The organism is Streptomyces sp. NPDC048211, from assembly GCF_043202315.1.
GTDB lineage: Bacteria > Actinomycetota > Actinomycetes > Streptomycetales > Streptomycetaceae > Streptomyces.
In genome coordinates this window covers 379,101-396,749 of sequence record NZ_JBIDAD010000003.1, presented here as the reverse complement: position 1 = coordinate 396,749, position 17,649 = coordinate 379,101, and the positions used below count along the sequence as shown (strand labels likewise).

11 protein-coding genes and 1 pseudogene are annotated in these 17,649 nt (G+C 72.1%); 7 read left to right on the top strand and 5 right to left on the bottom strand.

Going from position 1 to position 17,649, the window contains the following annotated elements:
* The first annotated feature begins 97 nt into the window (after nucleotides 1–97).
* Nucleotides 98–820, top strand: a complete 723-nt coding sequence (locus ACGFZA_RS14555) for an ABC transporter ATP-binding protein (RefSeq protein ID WP_393679171.1) — start codon at nucleotides 98–100, stop codon at nucleotides 818–820.
* Complete coding sequence (locus ACGFZA_RS14550; RefSeq protein WP_393679169.1) at nucleotides 817–3,165, top strand: ABC transporter permease; 2,349 nt, start codon at nucleotides 817–819, stop codon at nucleotides 3,163–3,165. The genes ACGFZA_RS14555 and ACGFZA_RS14550 overlap by 4 nt, the downstream gene beginning before the upstream one ends.
* A gap of 283 nt (nucleotides 3,166–3,448) precedes the next feature.
* On the opposite strand, the gene ACGFZA_RS14545 is transcribed toward ACGFZA_RS14550, so the two are convergent.
* Entirely contained in the window at nucleotides 3,449–3,859 is a 411-nt protein-coding gene (locus tag ACGFZA_RS14545) for a winged helix-turn-helix transcriptional regulator (RefSeq protein WP_393679167.1), read from the bottom strand.
* Between the two features lie 99 nt (nucleotides 3,860–3,958).
* Here ACGFZA_RS14545 and ACGFZA_RS14540 point away from each other — a divergent pair, with 99 nt between their 5' ends.
* Nucleotides 3,959–4,816, top strand: coding sequence for an alpha/beta fold hydrolase (locus ACGFZA_RS14540; RefSeq protein WP_393679165.1), 858 nt, complete (start codon nucleotides 3,959–3,961; stop codon nucleotides 4,814–4,816).
* A gap of 206 nt (nucleotides 4,817–5,022) precedes the next feature.
* Here the strand turns inward: ACGFZA_RS14540 and ACGFZA_RS14535 are convergent, their stop codons facing one another.
* Complete coding sequence (locus tag ACGFZA_RS14535) at nucleotides 5,023–6,885, bottom strand: serine hydrolase (RefSeq protein ID WP_393679163.1); 1,863 nt, start codon at nucleotides 6,883–6,885, stop codon at nucleotides 5,023–5,025.
* A gap of 194 nt (nucleotides 6,886–7,079) precedes the next feature.
* Between ACGFZA_RS14535 and ACGFZA_RS14530 the strand changes: the two genes are divergently transcribed.
* A complete protein-coding gene (locus tag ACGFZA_RS14530) occupies nucleotides 7,080–8,189 on the top strand; it encodes an NAD(P)H-dependent flavin oxidoreductase (protein ID WP_393679161.1) in 1,110 nt (369 codons plus the stop codon).
* Nucleotides 8,186–9,727 carry an acyl-CoA synthetase gene (locus ACGFZA_RS14525; RefSeq protein WP_393679159.1) on the top strand — a complete coding sequence of 514 codons (1,542 nt, stop codon included), beginning with the start codon at nucleotides 8,186–8,188 and terminating at the stop codon, nucleotides 9,725–9,727. The genes ACGFZA_RS14530 and ACGFZA_RS14525 overlap by 4 nt, the downstream gene beginning before the upstream one ends.
* Nucleotides 9,728–9,818: 91 nt before the next feature.
* On the opposite strand, the gene ACGFZA_RS14520 is transcribed toward ACGFZA_RS14525, so the two are convergent.
* The gene (locus ACGFZA_RS14520) at nucleotides 9,819–12,236 is read right to left on the bottom strand and encodes a penicillin acylase family protein (RefSeq protein WP_393679157.1); all 2,418 of its coding nucleotides are present in this window, start codon (nucleotides 12,234–12,236) and stop codon (nucleotides 9,819–9,821) included.
* A 150-nt stretch (nucleotides 12,237–12,386) separates the two neighbouring features.
* Between ACGFZA_RS14520 and ACGFZA_RS14515 the strand changes: the two genes are divergently transcribed.
* A complete protein-coding gene (locus ACGFZA_RS14515) occupies nucleotides 12,387–13,886 on the top strand; it encodes an acyl-CoA synthetase (RefSeq protein WP_393679155.1) in 1,500 nt (499 codons plus the stop codon).
* Nucleotides 13,887–13,954: 68 nt separating this feature from the next.
* On the opposite strand, the pseudogene ACGFZA_RS14510 reads toward ACGFZA_RS14515, so the two are convergent.
* A pseudogene (locus ACGFZA_RS14510) lies at nucleotides 13,955–14,307 on the bottom strand (phenylacetate--CoA ligase); the annotation flags it as partial.
* A gap of 131 nt (nucleotides 14,308–14,438) precedes the next feature.
* Here ACGFZA_RS14510 and ACGFZA_RS14505 point away from each other — a divergent pair.
* Nucleotides 14,439–15,962 (top strand): alpha/beta fold hydrolase, encoded by a 1,524-nt coding sequence (locus ACGFZA_RS14505; protein ID WP_393679153.1) that lies wholly within the window; start codon nucleotides 14,439–14,441, stop codon nucleotides 15,960–15,962.
* Between the two features lie 15 nt (nucleotides 15,963–15,977).
* Here ACGFZA_RS14505 and ACGFZA_RS14500 read toward each other — a convergent pair whose 3' ends face one another.
* Nucleotides 15,978–17,612 carry an FAD-dependent oxidoreductase gene (locus tag ACGFZA_RS14500; protein WP_393679151.1) on the bottom strand — a complete coding sequence of 545 codons (1,635 nt, stop codon included), beginning with the start codon at nucleotides 17,610–17,612 and terminating at the stop codon, nucleotides 15,978–15,980.
* Nucleotides 17,613–17,649 lie beyond the last annotated feature (37 nt).

Sequence of the window (17,649 nt, the reverse complement as noted above, 5' to 3'; positions counted from 1 at the left end):
ACGCCGGACGGCAATGGGCTCGGGCGGGGGACGCGGGCGGGGCGGTCCCGCTCCTAGCGTTCACCCAGCCAACTGCCCCTACGCGAGGAGCCTCTTCATGACCACACCGGTGATCGAACTGCGCGGGGTGAGCCGCCGGTACGACGACGGCCCGCCCGCTCTGCACGAGGTGTCGCTGACCGTGCGGCCCGGCGAGGCGGTCGCGATCCTCGGCCCGTCCGGAAGCGGCAAGTCCACACTGCTCAACCTGATCGCGGGTCTGGACCGGCCCGACCAGGGGACCGTCACCGTGGACGGGGTGAGGGTGGACCAGCTGGGCGAGACCGGTTCGGCGCTGTACCGGCGGTCGAAGATCGGCATGGTCTTCCAGTTCTTCAACCTGCTCGACGATCTGACCGTCACCGACAACGTCGTCCTGCCCGCGCGTCTCGCGGGCATGACACGTGGCGAGGCGCACCGCCGGACGGCGGAACTCCTGGAGCTGCTGGGCATCGGCCGGCACGCCCGGACGTACCCGGGGCGGCTGTCCGGCGGCGAGCGGCAGCGCGTCGCCGTGGCCCGGGCGTTGATGAACCGGCCTGCGCTGCTCCTGGCCGACGAGCCGACCGGGGCCCTGGACACGGCCTCAGGACAGGACGTCAGCAGGCTGCTCACCGGCCTCAACGCCGAGGGCCAGACCATCGTCGTGGTCACGCACGACCTCGCTCTGGCCCGGTCCTGCACGAACCGTACGATCCGGATCGCCGACGGCCGGATCACCGAGGACGTCCGGACCCCGCGTGCCGCCTCGGAGGCCGCCCACGAGCGGGCCGCCCGATGAGCGCGCTCGGCACAGTGGTGCGCTCGGGGGTGGGACGACGGCGGGTGCAGGCATTGGTGATCGGGCTCGCCACGATGATGGCGGTGGCCGCCTCCGTCCTCGGCGGAACGCTGCTCGAGGTATCAGGGGCCCCGTTCGACGACGCCTTCGCCCGGCAGCACGGCGCGCATCTGTCCGTACAGATCGACGCGGACAAGGCACGTGCCGGACAGCTCTCGACGTCCGCGCACGCCGAAGGAGTGAGCGGAGCGGCCGGGCCCTTCCGTACGGCGACGGTCCTTCCGAAGTCGGACGGGTCCGGCCCCGGGTGGCCGATGACCGTGGTCGGCCGGGGCGGTCCAGGCCGGGACGTGGACGCGCTGGCGCTGCTCGACGGGCGGTGGCCCACGCGCTCCGGCGAGCTCGTGCTGTCCGCCGACTCCTGGCTCATCCCGGAACTGGGCACGAAGCTCACCTTCCCCGCCCTGTCCGGCGGTCCGGCCCTGACGGTGGTCGGCGTGGCCCGCTCGGTCACGCAGACCGCGGACGCCTGGGTGGTCCCCTCCCAGATGCCGGCGCTCACCGCGCCCGGCAGCGGCGGCTACCAGATGCTCTACCGCTTCGCCCACGCGGGCACTGCCGCGCAGATCACCGCGGGGGGCAAGGGCGTGACGGGCGCCCTGCCGCCGGGAGCAGCCGTCGGCGAACAGTCGTGGCTCACCGTCAGGAAGACCGCCGAGCGCGACACCGCGCTCTACGTTCCGTTCCTCATCGCCTTCGGCGCCCTGGGCCTGGTCATGTCGGTGCTCATCGTCGGCAACGTCGTCGCATCGGCCGTCGGTACGGGAACGCGCCGTATCGGCATCCTCAAGGCCATCGGCTTCACCCCGGCCCAGGTCGTGCGGGCCTACGTGGGCCAGGCGCTGATCCCGGCCGCCGTGGGTACGGCCCTCGGAGTCCTCGCCGGACACCTCCTCGCTCTCCCCGTACTGGCCGGGACCGAGGAGGTCTACGGCACCTCGTCCCTGTCCGTGGCACCTCGGGTCGACCTGTCGGTGATCGCCGGGGTGCTCGGCCTGGTGGCGGCGACGGCGTGGGCGAGTGCCGGGCGGGCCGGCCGGCTGCGTACGGCCGACGCACTCGCCGCCGGGCGCAACGCTTCGGCGGGGCGCGGCCGGTGGGCCGTCCTCCTGGCCGGCCGACTGCCGCTGCCGCAGCCGGTCTCCTTGGGCCTCGCCCGGCCCTTCGCACGACCCGCCCGTGCACTGGCCATGGGCACGGCGGTCCTGTTCGGTGCCGTCGCCGTCACGTTCACCGTGGGGATGGGCGCCTCGCTCGGCCTGGTGATGAAGGCCAAGGCCCACGCCGCCGCCGATGTCGTCGTGCCCGCGCCCCCGCCGGACTTCGGCCCCGGAGGCCCCGGCCCCGCGAAGCGGCCGAGGGCCGATCCCGCCGCGGTCGCCACGGCCATCGGGGCCGCGGCAGGCACCGGGAAGTACTACAGCGCCGCGACGGTGCGGGCCGCCGTGGCCGGCCTGACCGGCACCATCGACGTGACCGCCTTCACCGGCGACGCCTCCTGGGGCGGCTACACCATGGTCTCGGGCCGCTGGATCGACAAGCCCGGCGAGGCGGTGGTCCCGTCTCCCTTCCTGGCCGCGACCGGCACGCGCGTCGGCGACACCCTCACCCTGAACGGCCTGGCCGAGCCCGTCGCGGTCCGGATCGTCGGCGAGGTCCTCGACCCGCGCAACGACGGCATGCAGGTCTTCACCGACGCCACAAGCCTCACGGCCGCACATCCCGGCCTGACGGATTCGAGCCATCACATCGCCGTCGCGTCCGGCACCGATGTGCCCGCGTACGTCGACGCGCTGAACAAGGACCTGGCACCGCTGGGGGCAACCGCCCGGGCTGGCGGCCTCTCCGCCGGCGGCGACATGGTCGTCACACTCAACGCGCTGTCCGCGATCCTCACGCTGATGCTCGTCGCCGTGGCCGCCCTCGGCGTCCTCAACGGCGTGCTGCTCGACACCCGCGAGCGCATCCGGGAACTCGGAGTCCACAAGGCGCTCGGCATGACTCCCCGCCAGACGATCGCCATGGTCCTCACCTCGGTCGTCGTGACAGGACTGAGCGCGGGCGCGCTGGGCGTGCCGCTCGGCGTTGCCCTGCACGGCTGGGTCATGCCCGCGATGGGCGACAGCGTGGGGCTCCGTCTCCCCGATTCCGTCATGGCCGTCTACCACGGGGCCCAACTGCTCCCGCTCGCCTTCGGTGGCCTGCTCATCGCCACCCTGGGAGCGCTTCTGCCCGCCGGGTGGGCTGCCAGGGCCCGGACGGCCACGGCGCTGCGCACCGAATAGCAGGCCGGGTTCCCGGGGCGCGCCGCCGTCCGTCGCCGCAAGCGCGTGCCCCGTGCGGGGAACGGACGGCGATGCCGCGCCCGCGGCGTGCGGCGACCGGCGGCTGTGACGGCCGATGGCCGGAGTACGTCCGCGACGGCCAGGTGCCGGAGTGCGGCCGGTCCCTGCGCAAGGCAGGCGTACGAACGACCGGACACGCCCTGCCGGGTGTGCTGTCCCGGGAGGGCGATGCCGTCGGCCGTACGCCTGCAAGCCGTCGGCGCCGAGCGCGGAACCCGGCCCGCTATGCCTCGTCGGCCTCCTGGCCGGCGGCTTCGTTGGCGCGGTCGATCTCGGCCATGTGCTCCTCCGCCCAGGACCGCAGACCCGCGAGCGCGGCCTCCAGGGACAGCCCGAGTCCGGTCAGCCGGTAGAAGACCCGCGGCGGCACGGTCGGTTCGACCCGGCGCGACACCAGCCCGTCGCGGGTCAGGCTTCGCAGCGTCACGGACAGCATCTTCTGCGAGACGCCGGGCATCCGGCGTCTCAGCTCCGCGAAGCGCACCTCGTCCGGTGCGGCATCGGCGAGCGTCTTGACGGCCATGGACGTCCACTTCGTACCCAGGCGGTCGAGCAACTGCCGTGTCGGGCACTGGGGATCGAACAGATCGCCGCGCACGGGGCTACCGGCGGCCCGTGGTGCCGGGGTGGTCACCTGGAGCTCACCACCTTCCCGGAAAGTGCCGTCTGGGCGGCAGCTGGACAGTTACCTATCGTTATGTGGTCACCAATGGTAACCATAAGAGGAGCCCTCATGTCCGTCACCACCGCCCATCAACTGCACCGCATCGCGACGAACGGCGTCCGGCTCAACGTCGCCATCGCGGGGGACGGGCCCGCGGTGCTCCTGCTGCACGGCTTTCCGCACACCTGGCGGCTCTGGAGCGGCATCATGGGCCGGCTGGCCGGGCAGTACCGCGTCATCGCACCCGACCTGCGAGGCTTCGGTGCCAGCGAACGTGCCGTCGAAGGCTACGACGCAGGCACCCTCGCCGCCGACGCCGAAGGGCTGCTCGACGCGCTCGGTGAGACCTCGGCGGCAGTGGTCGGCATCGACGCGGGCACCGCCCCCGCCGTCCTGCTCGCGCTGCGCCGGCCCGGACGCGTCCGGCGCCTGGTGGTGATGGAGGCGCTGCTCGGCCGACTGCCCGGAGCGGAGGACACCTTCGCGGGCGGCGCCCCCTGGTGGTTCGGCTTCCACGGTGTCCCGGGCCTCGCCGAGACCGTTCTGGCCGGCAACGAGGCCCCGTACCTCGACTGGTTCCTCGACTCGGGGACCCTCGGACGAGGAATCCCCGACGACATCCGCGCGGCCTTCGTCCACGCGTACACCGGGAGCGAGGCCCTGCGCTGCGCCTTCTCCTCCTACCGGGCCCTGCCCACCAGCGCGCGGCAGCTCCAGGATGCCGTAGCGACGGCCCGGCTGACCGTGCCCACCATGACGGTCGGCTCCCACCCCGTCGGCACCGGCCTCGAACGCCAGCTCCGCCCCTTCGCCGACGACCTGGTCGGACACCACCTCCAGGACTGCGGCCACATCATCCCGCTGGACCGCCCCGACGCACTGCTCGCGCTCCTTGCTCCCTTTCTCGCCGCCGATCTGCCGGAGTGACCTGGGCGGGGCGGCCGGTCGGCGCCACGGGCATTCGCCCGCGGTCCGGGATCCTCGCGCCGCCGTCAAGCCCGTGTGGCGGGACAGCCCTCAGGGACATGCTGCGGCCTGCGGGGCTGCAGGGCCGGAGCGGTGACGGGGGCTGTGACGCGCTGCGTACGCGTGGATGCCGGGCCCGGCCGCCCCGGCCCTTCGTGAGGTGCCGGTCAGTTCGCCGAAGCGGTCCAGCCGTTCGCCTCGATGCGCCGGGCGTCGGCCGGTCTGCCCTCGTCGAAGACCGTGCGGCCGCCGTCCTCGATCCGGATGGCGTCCACGTACGCCCCGCGTCCGACGTACAGCTGATCCGTGGCGTACCGCCAGCGCAGGCGCAACTCCGCGCCGCTCCACTGTGCGAGGTCGGCTTCGAGCCGGTGCCAGACCCGGCCCGACCAGCCGGACACCGAACCCGCCGGATGCGGTTCGCGCTGCTCCTGCTTCTGGTTCTGCCCCTTGCGCGAGGCCGGACCCGTGGTGAACGGGACCGGTTGCCACGTGGCTCCGGCGTCCGCCGAGGCCTCCAGGAAGAGAAAGTCGGAGCCCGGCTCGGTGTCCCACCACAGGGCGCAGCTCAGCCGGGCCCGCGAGGACGCGAGGGCGAGCGGGGGGAGCGCCAGGGTGGCGGACGAGGCGCTCGCCAGACCGGAGAACCATGCCGTACGGCCCCGGGCCGGCCGGACGGCGACCGCCCGGGCCATCTGGTTGGCGGTGGCGACCCGGGGCGCGCTGCCGGAGCGCCAGTTGCGCACCGGATGGACCGAGTTGCCCAGCACGATCAGGAACGAGTCCGTGGTCGGGTCGAGGACCAGGCTCGTGCCCGTGAATCCGGTGTGGCCCGCCGTGCGCGGGGTGGCCATCGCGCCCATGTACCAGTGCTGGTAGAGCTCGAAGCCGAGGCCGTGGGCGTCACCCGGGAACGCGGTGTTGAAGTCGGTGAACAGCAGATCCACCGACGCGGCCGAGAGGATCCTCGCGCGGCCGTAGACCCCGCCGTTGAGCAGGGTGCGGGCGAGGATCGCCAGGTCCCAGGCGCAGGAGAAGACCCCGGCATGGCCCGCGACCCCGTCCAGGCTGTACGCGTTCTCGTCGTGGACCTCACCCCAGACCAGTCCGCGCTCCAGCCCGGACCAGGGGAGCCGGGCGTCCTCGGTCGCGGCGATCTTCGGCTTCCAGGAGGCCGGCGGGTTGTAGCGGGTGCGCTGCATCCCGAGCGGAGCGGTGATCTGCTCGCGGAGCAGTACGTCCTCGGTGCGGCCGGTGATCTTCTCCAGCACCAGCTGGAGGGAGATCAGATTGAGGTCCGAGTAGAGGTACGCCGTGCCGGGCGGGCTCGCCGGCACCTCGCTCCAGATCAGCTCCAGTTTCCCCTCCCGGGTGGGCGCCTTGTAGAGCGGGATCCAGGCGCGGAACCCCGAGGTGTGCGTCAGCAGCTGACGGATCGTGATGTCCTGCTTGCCGCCGCCGGCGAAGTCCGGCAGATACGAGGCGACGGTCGCCTCCAGCTCCAGTGTGCCGCGCTCGATCTGCTGCACGGCCAGGATCGAGGTGAACAGCTTCGACACCGATGCCAGGTCGAATACCGTGTCCTCGGCCATGGGGATCTGCTGGTCGGCCGGGAACTCCACGCCCGTGTCGGTCTTCTCGTCGTACGCGGCATAGCGCACCGCCTTGCCGATCGGCCGGTGCAGGGCGACGGTCCCGCCCCGTCCGGCGAGCAGTACGGCGCCCGCGTACCAGGGGTGCTTGGGGGAGTCGGCGAGGTAGCGCTCCGCCTCGGTGACCAGTCGGTCGAGCGGCTCCTGCAACAGCCCCGCACGGGCGGCCGATCCACGCCGCAGCGTCGGCCTGTTCCGGCTCGACGGCGTCCCCGCAGCGGCCTCTGTACCCATGTCCGACGACCCCGCCCCCGACTCCGTGGCAGACGCCGCCTCCGCGAACGCAATGGGCGCCAGGGCGAGTGCTCCGCCCAGGGCCAGCATCCCACCGCCCAGCCTCCTCCGGCTGATGCCCGCGCCTGCCGTGTCCTCGGTCATCCGGAACCTCTTCCCTCTACCTGAAAGCGTGCCTGAAAGTAATTTTCGAAATCTCTTCCGAGTGTGAAACTTCCTGCCGAAGCAGAGAGTACTGGCCCCCTCCGCCGTCCCGTAGGCCCCGGAGTCACAAAGAATCTGACACAGCATCAGAAAATCTCTTCCCTCGTCTGTCGGACTGCGGCATCCTGCCGCCCATGGAGACGGAGCTGAGTCAAAAACTGGGGATCGAGCACGCCATCTTCGGCTTCACGCCGTTCCCGGCGGTGGCGGCGGCCATCACCCGGGCCGGAGGATTCGGCGTACTCGGCGCGGTCCGCTACACCGCCCCCGACGACCTCGCACGCGACCTCGACTGGATGCAGGAACACACGGACGGCAAGCCCTACGGCCTCGACGTCGTCATGCCCGCCAAGAAGGTGGAGGGCGTGAGCGAGGCCGATGTGGAGGCGATGATCCCGCCCGGCCACCGGAAGTTCGTCCAGGAGACCCTCGCCAGACATGGTGTCCCCGAACTCGCCGAGGGCGAGGCCTCGGGATGGCGCATCACGGGCTGGATGGAGGAAGTCGCCCGCAACCAGCTCGATGTGGCGTTCGACTACCCCATCGGACTCCTCGCCAACGCGCTGGGCTCACCCCCCGCCGATGTCATCGCCCGCGCTCACGGCCAGGACGTCCTCGTCGCCGCCCTCGCCGGAAGCGCCCGGCACGCCCGGCACCACGCGGACGCGGGCATCGACGTCGTCGTCGCCCAGGGGTACGAGGCAGGGGGGCACACCGGGGAGATCGCCTCCATGGTCCTGGTCCCGGACGTCGTCGACGCCGTGGGCCCGCTGCCCGTCCTTGCCGCGGGCGGCATCGGCAGCGGCGAACAGATCGCGGCCGGGCTCGCGCTGGGCGCCCAGGGCGTCTGGCTCGGCTCCCTCTGGCTCACCACCGAGGAGGCCGACATGCACTCCCGGGCGCTGACCGACAAACTCCTCGCCGCGGGCTCCGGCGACACCGTCCGCTCGCGCGCCCTCACCGGCAAGCCCGCGCGTCAGCTCCGTACCCAGTGGACCGACGCCTGGGACGACCCGGCGGGACCCGGCACGCTGCCCATGCCGCTCCAGGGACTCCTGGTCGCCGAGGCCGTCTCCCGTATCCAGAAGTTCGAGACGGGCGCCCTGCTCGGCACGCCCGTCGGCCAGATCGTGGGACGGATGAACACCGAACGCAGTGTGCAGGCCGTCTTCGACGACCTGACCAGTGGCTTCGAGCGGGCCATCGACCGGATCAACCGCATCGCGGGACGGAGCGCCTCATGAATCAGCCGCCCAACGGCTTCTGGGCCCAGGCCACCGCCGACCCCGACCGCAGGGTCCTGGTCGCACCCGACGGGGAGAACTGGACGGCGGGGCGGCTGCACGCCGAGGCCAACCGCATGGTCCACGGACTGCGCGCGGCGGGCCTGGAAGAGGGCGACGCCTTCGCCGTCGTCCTGCCCAACGGAGTCGAGTTCCTCACCGCCTACCTCGCCGCCTCACAGGCCGGGTTCTACCTCGTCCCCGTCAACCACCACCTCGTCGGCCCGGAGATCGCCTGGATCGTCTCCGACTCCGGCGCCAAGGTGCTCATCGCCCACGAACGCTTCACCGAAGCCGCCACCGCCGCCGCGGACGAGGCGGAACTGCCCGCGAGCCACCGTTACGGAGTCGGTGCGGTCGACGGCTTCCGCCCGTACGCCGAACTGCTGGAGAACCGGCCGGTGTCGCCCCCGGAAGGGCGCACGCTGGGCTGGGTCATGAACTACACCTCCGGCACCACCGGCCGCCCGCGCGGCATCCGCCGGCCGCTGCCCGGCAAGCTTCCCGAGGAGAGCTACCTCGGCGGCTTCCTCGGCATCTTCGGCATCAAGCCGTTCGACGGCAACGTCCATCTGGTCTGCTCGCCGCTCTACCACACCGCCGTGCTGCAGTTCGCGGGCGCCGCCCTGCACATCGGCCACCCCCTCGTCCTGATGGACAAGTGGTCGCCCGAGGACATGCTGCGGGCGATGGACACCCACCGCTGCACCCACACGCACATGGTCCCGACCCAGTTCCACCGTCTCCTCGCCCTGCCCGACGAGGTGAAACGGGCGTACGACGTGACGGCGATGCGGCATGCCATCCACGGCGCGGCCCCCTGCCCCGACCACGTCAAACGGGCCATGATCGACTGGTGGGGCCGGTGCGTCGAGGAGTACTACGCGGCCAGCGAGGGGGGCGGTGCCTTCGCCACCGCCGACGACTGGCTGAAGAAGCCGGGTACCGTCGGCCGTGCCTGGCCGATCAGTGAACTCGCGGTCTTCGACGACGACGGAAACCGGCTCGGGCCGGGCGAACTCGGCACCGTCTACATGAAGATGAGCACCGGCGGCTTCAGCTACCACAAGGACGAGGGCAAGACGAAGAAGAACCGCATCGGCGACTTCTTCACCGTCGGCGACCTCGGTGTGCTGGACGAGGAGGGTTACCTGTTCCTCCGCGACCGCAAGATCGACATGATCATTTCGGGCGGGGTGAACATCTACCCCGCTGAGATCGAGAGCGCCCTCCTCACCCACCCCGCGGTCGCCGACGCGGCCGTCTTCGGCATTCCGCACGCCGACTGGGGGGAGGAGGTCAGGGCCGTCGTCGAAGCCGCCGAGGGGCACGAGGCGGGCGACGGGCTGGCCGCCGAGATCCTCGGGCACTGCGCCGGTCTGCTCGCCGGTTACAAGCGCCCCAAGACCCTCGGCTTCATCACGACGATGCCCCGCGACCCCAACGGCAAGCTGTACAAACGACGGTTGCGGGAACCGTACTGGGAGGGCCACAGCTGAGGAGTGCGCCGGCCGGGCACCACCGGCCGCCGGGTCACACGCCGGCACCCGGACCGCAGCGGTCCGGGTGCCGGCGTGTGACCCGACGGGGCTACCGGCGCTCGTGCACCCGCACCACGCGCAACGCGGGCGAACGCGCGATGTCCTTCTCGCAGAACCGGGAGGTCACCCAGCGCTCGCCCGAGTACAGCTCCGTCTGGTCGCCGTAGTGCGGCGACCCCGGATTCGACGACTGGGAGTACGTGAGCAGAGTGCGCGCCACCGGGCAGGGACCCCCGTCCCAGCCGACCGCCTGGATGTAGCTGGAGCCGGTCGAGATGTCCGTGTAGCCGCCCGTTGCCGCGTCCCACACCCCCTCGGTCTTGTTCCAGACGCCCAGCGCTTCCGTGCCGCCGCCGACCGGGATACGCCGCTCGCCCCGCAGCACCGACTGGTGCTCGCCCAGCGGGGCGTCCAGCGCGACGCCCGCGCTCCGCAGCTCGGCCACCGCGTCGGCGAGGGCCGCCAGCACGCGCGGAGCCGCGGCGTCGATCGTGTTCGGTGTGCCGACCGGGTCGGCGGGGGAGAAGGGGACCTTCCACAGCTCCGCCGCCGGCAGTGCCCCCGCCCTGCGCCAGAAGCGGTCGAAGAGCAGCGCCCCCCGGCTTCCGGTGTCGAACCTCCGGTCCCAGTCCCGCAGCACCGGGCAGGCCGCCGACACGTCGACGGGTGTGCCCGTGCTCCCGGGTGTCGTGCCGCCGGGCAGCGCCGCACACGCGCCCGCGAGACCGGCCGCCGCCAGCTCACCGGCCGGCGCCCGGTTCGCGAACTGCTGGTCCTGCAGATCGGCGACGGTCAGCCGGCCGGCGTCCGCCATCGCGGACACGTCCCGGGCGGCGCCCCGGGTCCGCATGGAGCGCGCGGTGCCGACCGTCCCGAAGACCCGCTCGTAACCGGTCAGCGGGGCGTCCGCGTTCGTCAGCCAGGCGCTGTCGTTGGAGTTCTCCACGTACGGCGCGTTCTCCACCGTCGGCATCCGGCCCGGGCCGAAGATCCCGGGCTGCACCGCGTCCGGGTCCGACCCCGGCGCGCAGTCGCTCCGCGAGCCGTCCAGCACCGCGAGTCCGGACGTGGGGTACGTCGCCCTGCCCAGCGGCGTCGAACACCGCTGCGCGAGCTCGTCCGTGATCCTCGGCAGCACCTGCGACTGCGAGAACAGCGTGTGACCGGAGGCGTCCGCCGCGATGGTGTTGACCCACGGCAGACCCTGCGTACGGCGCAGCGCCTCCTTGATCCCGGCCGTGGAACGGGCCTTGCTGAAGCCGAGTGCGGTGTCTCCCGAGCGCAGGTTCACGGCGTTGGGGTCACCCAGCGCGTACGCCGCAGTCCGCGTCCAGGGCAGCGGCAGGCCCGCGCCGAGCGAGGTGACGACGGGGCCGTAGCGGGTCCACCACTGGGTGCGGGTCACCTCCCCGCCGCCCCGGACCGCGACGGAGACCGTGCGCTCCGTCATCCGCTGCGGATTTCCGTCCACCAGGTACACGGTCGGATCGGCCGGATCGAGGGTCAGCTGATGCAGATCGAGGGTGACCCCGGTGGCCACCGTATGGCTCCACGCGACGTCGGCGTTGTGTCCGATCGACATGGTCGCCGAGCCGAGCAGCGATCCGCCCGCCACATTCAGTTCGCCGGGAATCGTCTGCTGGGACTGCCAGAACCGTCGCCCGCCCTGCCACGGGTAGTGCGGGTTTCCGAGGAGCAGGCCGCGCCCGTTGGCCGTCGTACTGCCGCGGAACGCCACGGCGTTGGACCCCATGTCCGCGTTCTGCGTCGACAGCAGCCGCGCCGCCGCGTCCGCCGCGTCGCCCGGGGAGGGGGCCGGGGGAGCGGGTGCCGGTGCGCCGGCGGGCGGCTCCGCGGCCGTGATGCCGTCGATGCCGCGTCCCTGACCGCCGAGCACGGAGAGCGCGAAGGCACGCTCCGCGACGTCGAGCGCGGTCACCGGGCGCACCCACCGGGCGCCCCGGCAGGCGGGGTCCGTGATCCGGTTCTGCGCCAGCCAGGCGTTGTAGCCCGCCGCCCAGCCGCGCTGCAGTTCCTTCGTCGCACGGCTCGGCCCGGCCGGAGCCGCCACCTTCAGCAGCTTCTCGACGGTGCGGCTGTCGCGCACCCCGCGGAAGTACAGGTCGCTGGACAGGTTCTTCGTCGCCGAGGACAGCGAACCGTCCGGCGCCGCGTCCGGACCGAAGTACCGGGACCGCTCACCGCGCAGCGTGACGAACCCGTCGGCGAGCGTGCACACCTGGTCGGCGGCCTGGGCCCAGCCGTTGCCGAAGCCCAGATTCGCGTAGTCCTTCGCCACGATGTGCGGAATGCCGTACTCGGTGTAGCGGATCACGGCGGAGAGACCGCCGCCCGACGGATGGTGGGTGCGGGTGGTCAGCGCCGAGGCCGGCGGCAGTGACGCCGACACGGTGAACAGCGCGAGACCGGATACGGCGAGAATCCTCAGACGGTTCCGGAGGGGCATCGGTCCTCCCAACTCTACTGGCGCGAAAGACGGTTACTCAGGAGTTCGAGACGTCATGGGCAACTCAGCCAGCACTCCCGCACGCCTGTCAACATCCCGGCCGGTATCAAGGCCCTTGACCGCGGGGCCCCGGCCGCACAGGATCACGCCATGACCGGTGTACGCAGCAGCACAGTCGACGGAGTCGTGACCCGCAGCGCACGGCGCACCCCCGAGCGCACCGCCCTGCGGTACGCCGACCGGGCCTGGACCTACCGCGGTCTCGACGAGGCCGTCAGCACCGCGGCCGCCGTCCTCGTGGACGGCCACGGGCTGCACCCGGGGGACCGGGTCGCCTCCTACGCCCACAACTCCGACGCGTACCTGATCGCGTATCTCGCCTGCGCCCGGGCCGGGCTGATCCACGTGCCGGTCAACCAGAACCTCACCGGCGAGGACCTCACGTACATCCTGGACCAGTCCGGCAGCTCCCTGGTCCTCACCGACCCGGACCTCGCCGGCCGCGTCCCGCAGGGGTACGCCGTCCGGCCGCTGCGCGACGCCCCCGGATCCCTCCTGGACGAACTCGGCACCCCGCGCCCCTTCGCGCCCGCGCACGAACCGGCCGCCGACGACCTCGTCCAGCTGCTGTACACCTCCGGCACCACCGCCCTGCCCAAGGGCGCGATGATGACGCACGGCGCTCTCGTCCACGAGTACGTCAGCGCCGTCACCGCCCTCGACCTGCGCGCCACAGACCGGCCCGTGCACGCGCTGCCGCTCTACCACTCCGCGCAGATGCACGTGTTCCTGCTGCCCTACCTCGCCGTCGGCGCGGAGAACACCGTGCTCGACGCCCCGGACGCGGCACGGATCTTCGACCTCGTGGAGTCGGGACGGGCCGACAGCCTGTTCGCGCCGCCCACGGTCTGGATCGGCCTCGCCAACCACCCGGACTTCACGGTCCGCGATCTCGGCGGACTGCGCAAGGCGTACTACGGGGCGTCGATCATGCCCGTCCCGGTACTGGAACGCCTGCGCGAGCGCCTCCCGGGGCTGGCCTTCTACAACTGCTTCGGCCAGAGCGAGATCGGCCCGCTCGCCACCGTCCTGGGACCGGACGAACACGAGGGCCGGATGGACTCCTGCGGCCGGCCCGTCCTCTTCGTCGAGGCCAAGGTCGTCGACGAGGACGGCAAGGACGTCCCCGACGGCACCGCGGGCGAGGTGGTCTACCGCTCACCCCAGCTGTGCAGCGGCTACTGGGACAAGCCCCAGGAGAGCGCCGAGGCGTTCCGCGACGGCTGGTTCCACTCCGGTGACCTCGCCGTCCGCGACCCGGAAGGCTACTTCACGGTCGTCGACCGGGTGAAGGACGTCATCAACTCGGGCGGCGTCCTCGTCGCCTCCCGCCAGGTGGAGGACGCGCTGTACACCCACTCCGCCGTCGCCGAGGTGGCGGTCGTCGGGCTGCCCGACGAGCGCTGGATCGAGGCGGTCACCGCCGTCGTCGTCCTGCGCGGGGAGTCGACGGAGGCCGAACTGATCAGCCACGCACGCGAGAAGCTCGCCCACTTCAAGGCTCCGAAGAGGATCGTGTTCGTGGACGGACTACCGCGCAACGCCAGCGGAAAGATCCTCAAGCGGGAGCTCCGCGACCGCTTCGCCTGACCTGGTGCGGCAACCGCGTTCGCTCCTCGACGAGTTGTACCGGCTGCCACAGCGGAACGGCGTCAACGTCACGGCTGCTCCCGCTCGTCGACGATGCGCCGGAACTTGCCGACCGATCTCTCCAGCGTCTCGGGATCGAGGATCTCGACCCCGACCGAGACGCCGATGCCGTCCTTGACGGCCGCCGCGACCGACGCGGCGGCCGCCGCCCGCTGTTCCACGGTCGCCCCGGCCCGGGCCTCAGCCCGCACCGTCAGCACGTCGAGGCGGCCCCGGCGCGTCAGCCGGAGCTGGGTGCGGCGACACCCCGGGCGTACGCGATCTCCTCGACCTGGGTCGGGAAGAGGCTCACCCCGCGCAGGATCACCAGGTCGTCACTGCGCCCGGTGACCTTCTCCATCCGCCGGAAGACGCGGGCGGTGATCCCTCCTGGAGCAGTAATCCAGGATCTTCCCCCACGTGGCAAGAGGGGTGACGCATCCGGTGCGTGCCACGGCTACGCCCGTACCGAACAGAGCTGCGTCACCCGGTCGGCCCTGTTTGGATGGGTCCATGCAGACTTTCCACACGTACGACGGGACCGAGCTCGCCTATCACGTCATGGGGGAGGGCGCACCGCTGATCTGCCTGCCGGGCGGCGCGATGAGAGCTGGTGCCTATCTCGGAGACCTGGGTGGACTCGCCGCCACGCGACAGCTGGTCGTGCTCGACCTGCGCGGGACCGGGGACTCCGCCGTACCCGACGACGTCACCACCTACCGCTGCGACCGGCTCGTCGAGGACGTCGAGGCGCTGCGCCGGCACCTCGGCCTCGAACGTGTCGACCTGCTCGCCCACTCGGCGGCCGGCGACCTTGCCGCGCTGTACGCCGCGCGTCACCCCGAGGCCATACGCAGCATGATCCTCGTCGCCCCCGGAACACAGGCCACCGGATTCGCCTTCGTGGAGCGCGACGCCCGTCAGGCCGCCGCGCTGCGCAGCGCCGAACCCTGGTACGCGCAGGCGCTCCCGGCTCTGGAGGAGATCTGGGCAGGGCGCCTCACCGACGAACTGCGCGCCACGGCACGCCCGTTCCTCTACGGCCGGTGGGACGAAGCGGCACAGGAACATGCCGCCCGCTCAGCCGGTCAGATCAACGCAGTCGCCGCACAGGGCTATTACGGGCCAGCAGCGTTCGACCCTCCCGCCACCGTCGCGGCCCTGCGGGAGTTCCCGGCCCCGGTGCTCGTCCTCACCGGCGAGTACGACGGCCTGACCACACCCGACCGGGCCGCCGAACTGGCCGCACTCTTCCCGGACTCCGAGTTCGCCGTGCAGCGCGCCGCCGGACACTTCCCCTGGCTGGACGACCCGGGTGCGTTCGTCCGTACCGTCACCGCATTCCTGGACCCGGGCGTGCACAGCGTGCAGGCGGGCGGCATCCGGCTTGCCTACCGGGTATGGGGTGACCCGTCCGCACCGCCCGTCGTCCTGTCCCACGGCCGCTGCGGCGACAGCACGACGTGGGCCACCGTCGCCGCACGCCTCGCCACCCGACACCGGGTGTACGCCTTCGACTTCCGCGGCCACGGGCTCAGCGACTGGCCCGGCCGCTACTCCTTCGAGCTGTTCCGCGACGACCTGCACGCCTTCCTGGAGGCATGCAATCTCTCCGGTGCCACCGTCGTCGGGCACTCCATGGGCGGCGCCGCGGCCTATCTGCTCGCCGAGCGGCAGCCCGGCCTGATCGGCCGCCTCGTCATCGAGGAGGCGCCGCCGCCCCTCCCGCTCGACCCGCCGCGCGCACCCGTCGAACACCCCGGCGGGGAGCTGGACTTCGACTGGCCCGTCGTGCCGTCCACCAACGCCCAGCTGAACGAACCCGATCCGGAGGCATCCGAGCGCCTCGCCGACATCACCGCACCCACGCTCGTCATCGGCGGCGGGCCCGGGAGCCAGATCGCCCAGGAGGACCTCGCCTGGATGGCCCGGCAGATCCCCGACGCCCGCCTCGTCACCATTGACGCGGGCCATCTCGTGCACACCGAACGACCGGAGGAGTTCCTCGCGGCCCTCCGGTCGTTCGGCGTCGGCTGAGCCCGCAGCCCGGCGTCAGTCCCGGCGCAGCAGGGCCACCATGACCTCGTACAGAGCCGCTTCGGCGTCCTCGACACCCGACTCCGCACGCCAGGCGACGAACCCGTCGGGGCGCACCACCACGGCGCCCTCGGCGCTCGTCCCGTGCGCCTCGGCCCACCCGGCACCGGCCTCCGGCTCCAGATCGCCGCCCGGACCGGTGCCGATCCCGAATGCGTCGAGCCGAACCCCCAGCCGCTCGCCGACCCGCGCGGCCGCCTGCCGCCACGCCACGTCCGCCGCGTCGGTGAGCAGCACGAACGACCGCTCGTACAGATCCAGCGTGGAGATCCGCTCACCGGCCCTGCGGAGCCACAAGTGCGGTGCCCTGCTGCCCGGTTCGCCCGTCAGCTGCACGCCCTCGGGCACCACCGGCCGGTCCGGGCCGACGCCCAACACCGCGCCGTCCACGTAGCGGTAGGCCAGCGCCACGTTCAGCATCCCGCCCCGCTTCCCGCCGCCCACGGTCGGCGGCGCCGCGTACCCCGGGTGGCTGTGCTCGCCCGAACGCGCCGAGGCCCGCTCGCTCGTCGCCCGTGCCACCGGCCGCCGCTCCGCCTCATAGGTGTCCAGCAGGCCCGGACCGGCTTCGCCGCGCAGCACGGCCGCGAGCTTCCACGCCAGGTTGTGCGCGTCCTGGATGCCGGTGTTGGAGCCGAACGCCCCGGTGGGCGACATTTCGTGCGCCGAGTCGCCGGCGAGGAAGACCCGGCCCCTTGAGTACCGGTCGGCCACCCGCTCCGCCGCGTGCCACGGCGCCTTGCCGGTGATCTCGACATCGAGATCCGGCGCTCCGACCGCCTTGCGGATGTGCGCCGCACACCGCTCGTCCGTGAAGTCCTCCAGGGTCTCGCCCCGGCCCGGCTGCCACGGTGCGTGGAACACCCACTCCCGCTCGTTGTCCACCGGCAGCAGAGCTCCGTCCGCCTCCGGATTGGTCAGGTAGCACACGATGAAGCGCCGGTCGCCGAGCACATCGGCGAGTCCGCGGGAGCGGAAGGTGATGCTCACGTTGTGGAACAGCTCACCCGCACCCGAACGGTCGATGCGCAGCTGCTCGCGGACCGGGCTGCGCGGACCGTCGGCAGCGATCAGGTAGTCCGCCCGCACGGTGGTGTGCTCACCCGTCTCCCGGTTCTTCAGGACCGCACCCACCCCCGACCCGTCCGGGTCGAACGAGAGCAGCTCCGTGGAGAACCGCAGATCGCCGCCCTGCTCCCGGGCCCGGTCCAGGAGGACCGGCTCCAGGTCGTTCTGACTGCACAGGCACCAGCCGCTCGGGCTGAAGCGGGCGAGCGCGCCGCCCGGGTCGATCTCCTTGAACAGCCACTCCTGGTCGTCACCGGTCAGCGATCCGGCTTGCAGAATTCCGTGGTTCTCCGCCAGGACCGAAGCCGCCGCACGGATCTGCGGCTCCACCCCGGCCCTGCGGAAGATCTCCATCGTGCGGACGTTGTTGCCGCGGCCCCGCGGATGTGTCGAGGTGGCGGCGTGCTTCTCCACCAGCAGGTGCTCGACGCCGAGCCGGCCGAGGAAGAGGGACGCGGACAGGCCCACAAGGGAGCCGCCCACGATGAGGACCGGTACTTGGACGTCGACGTTCTCGTTCATGAGTTGCTCCAGCTCGGACGCCGTACAGATGCAGTGT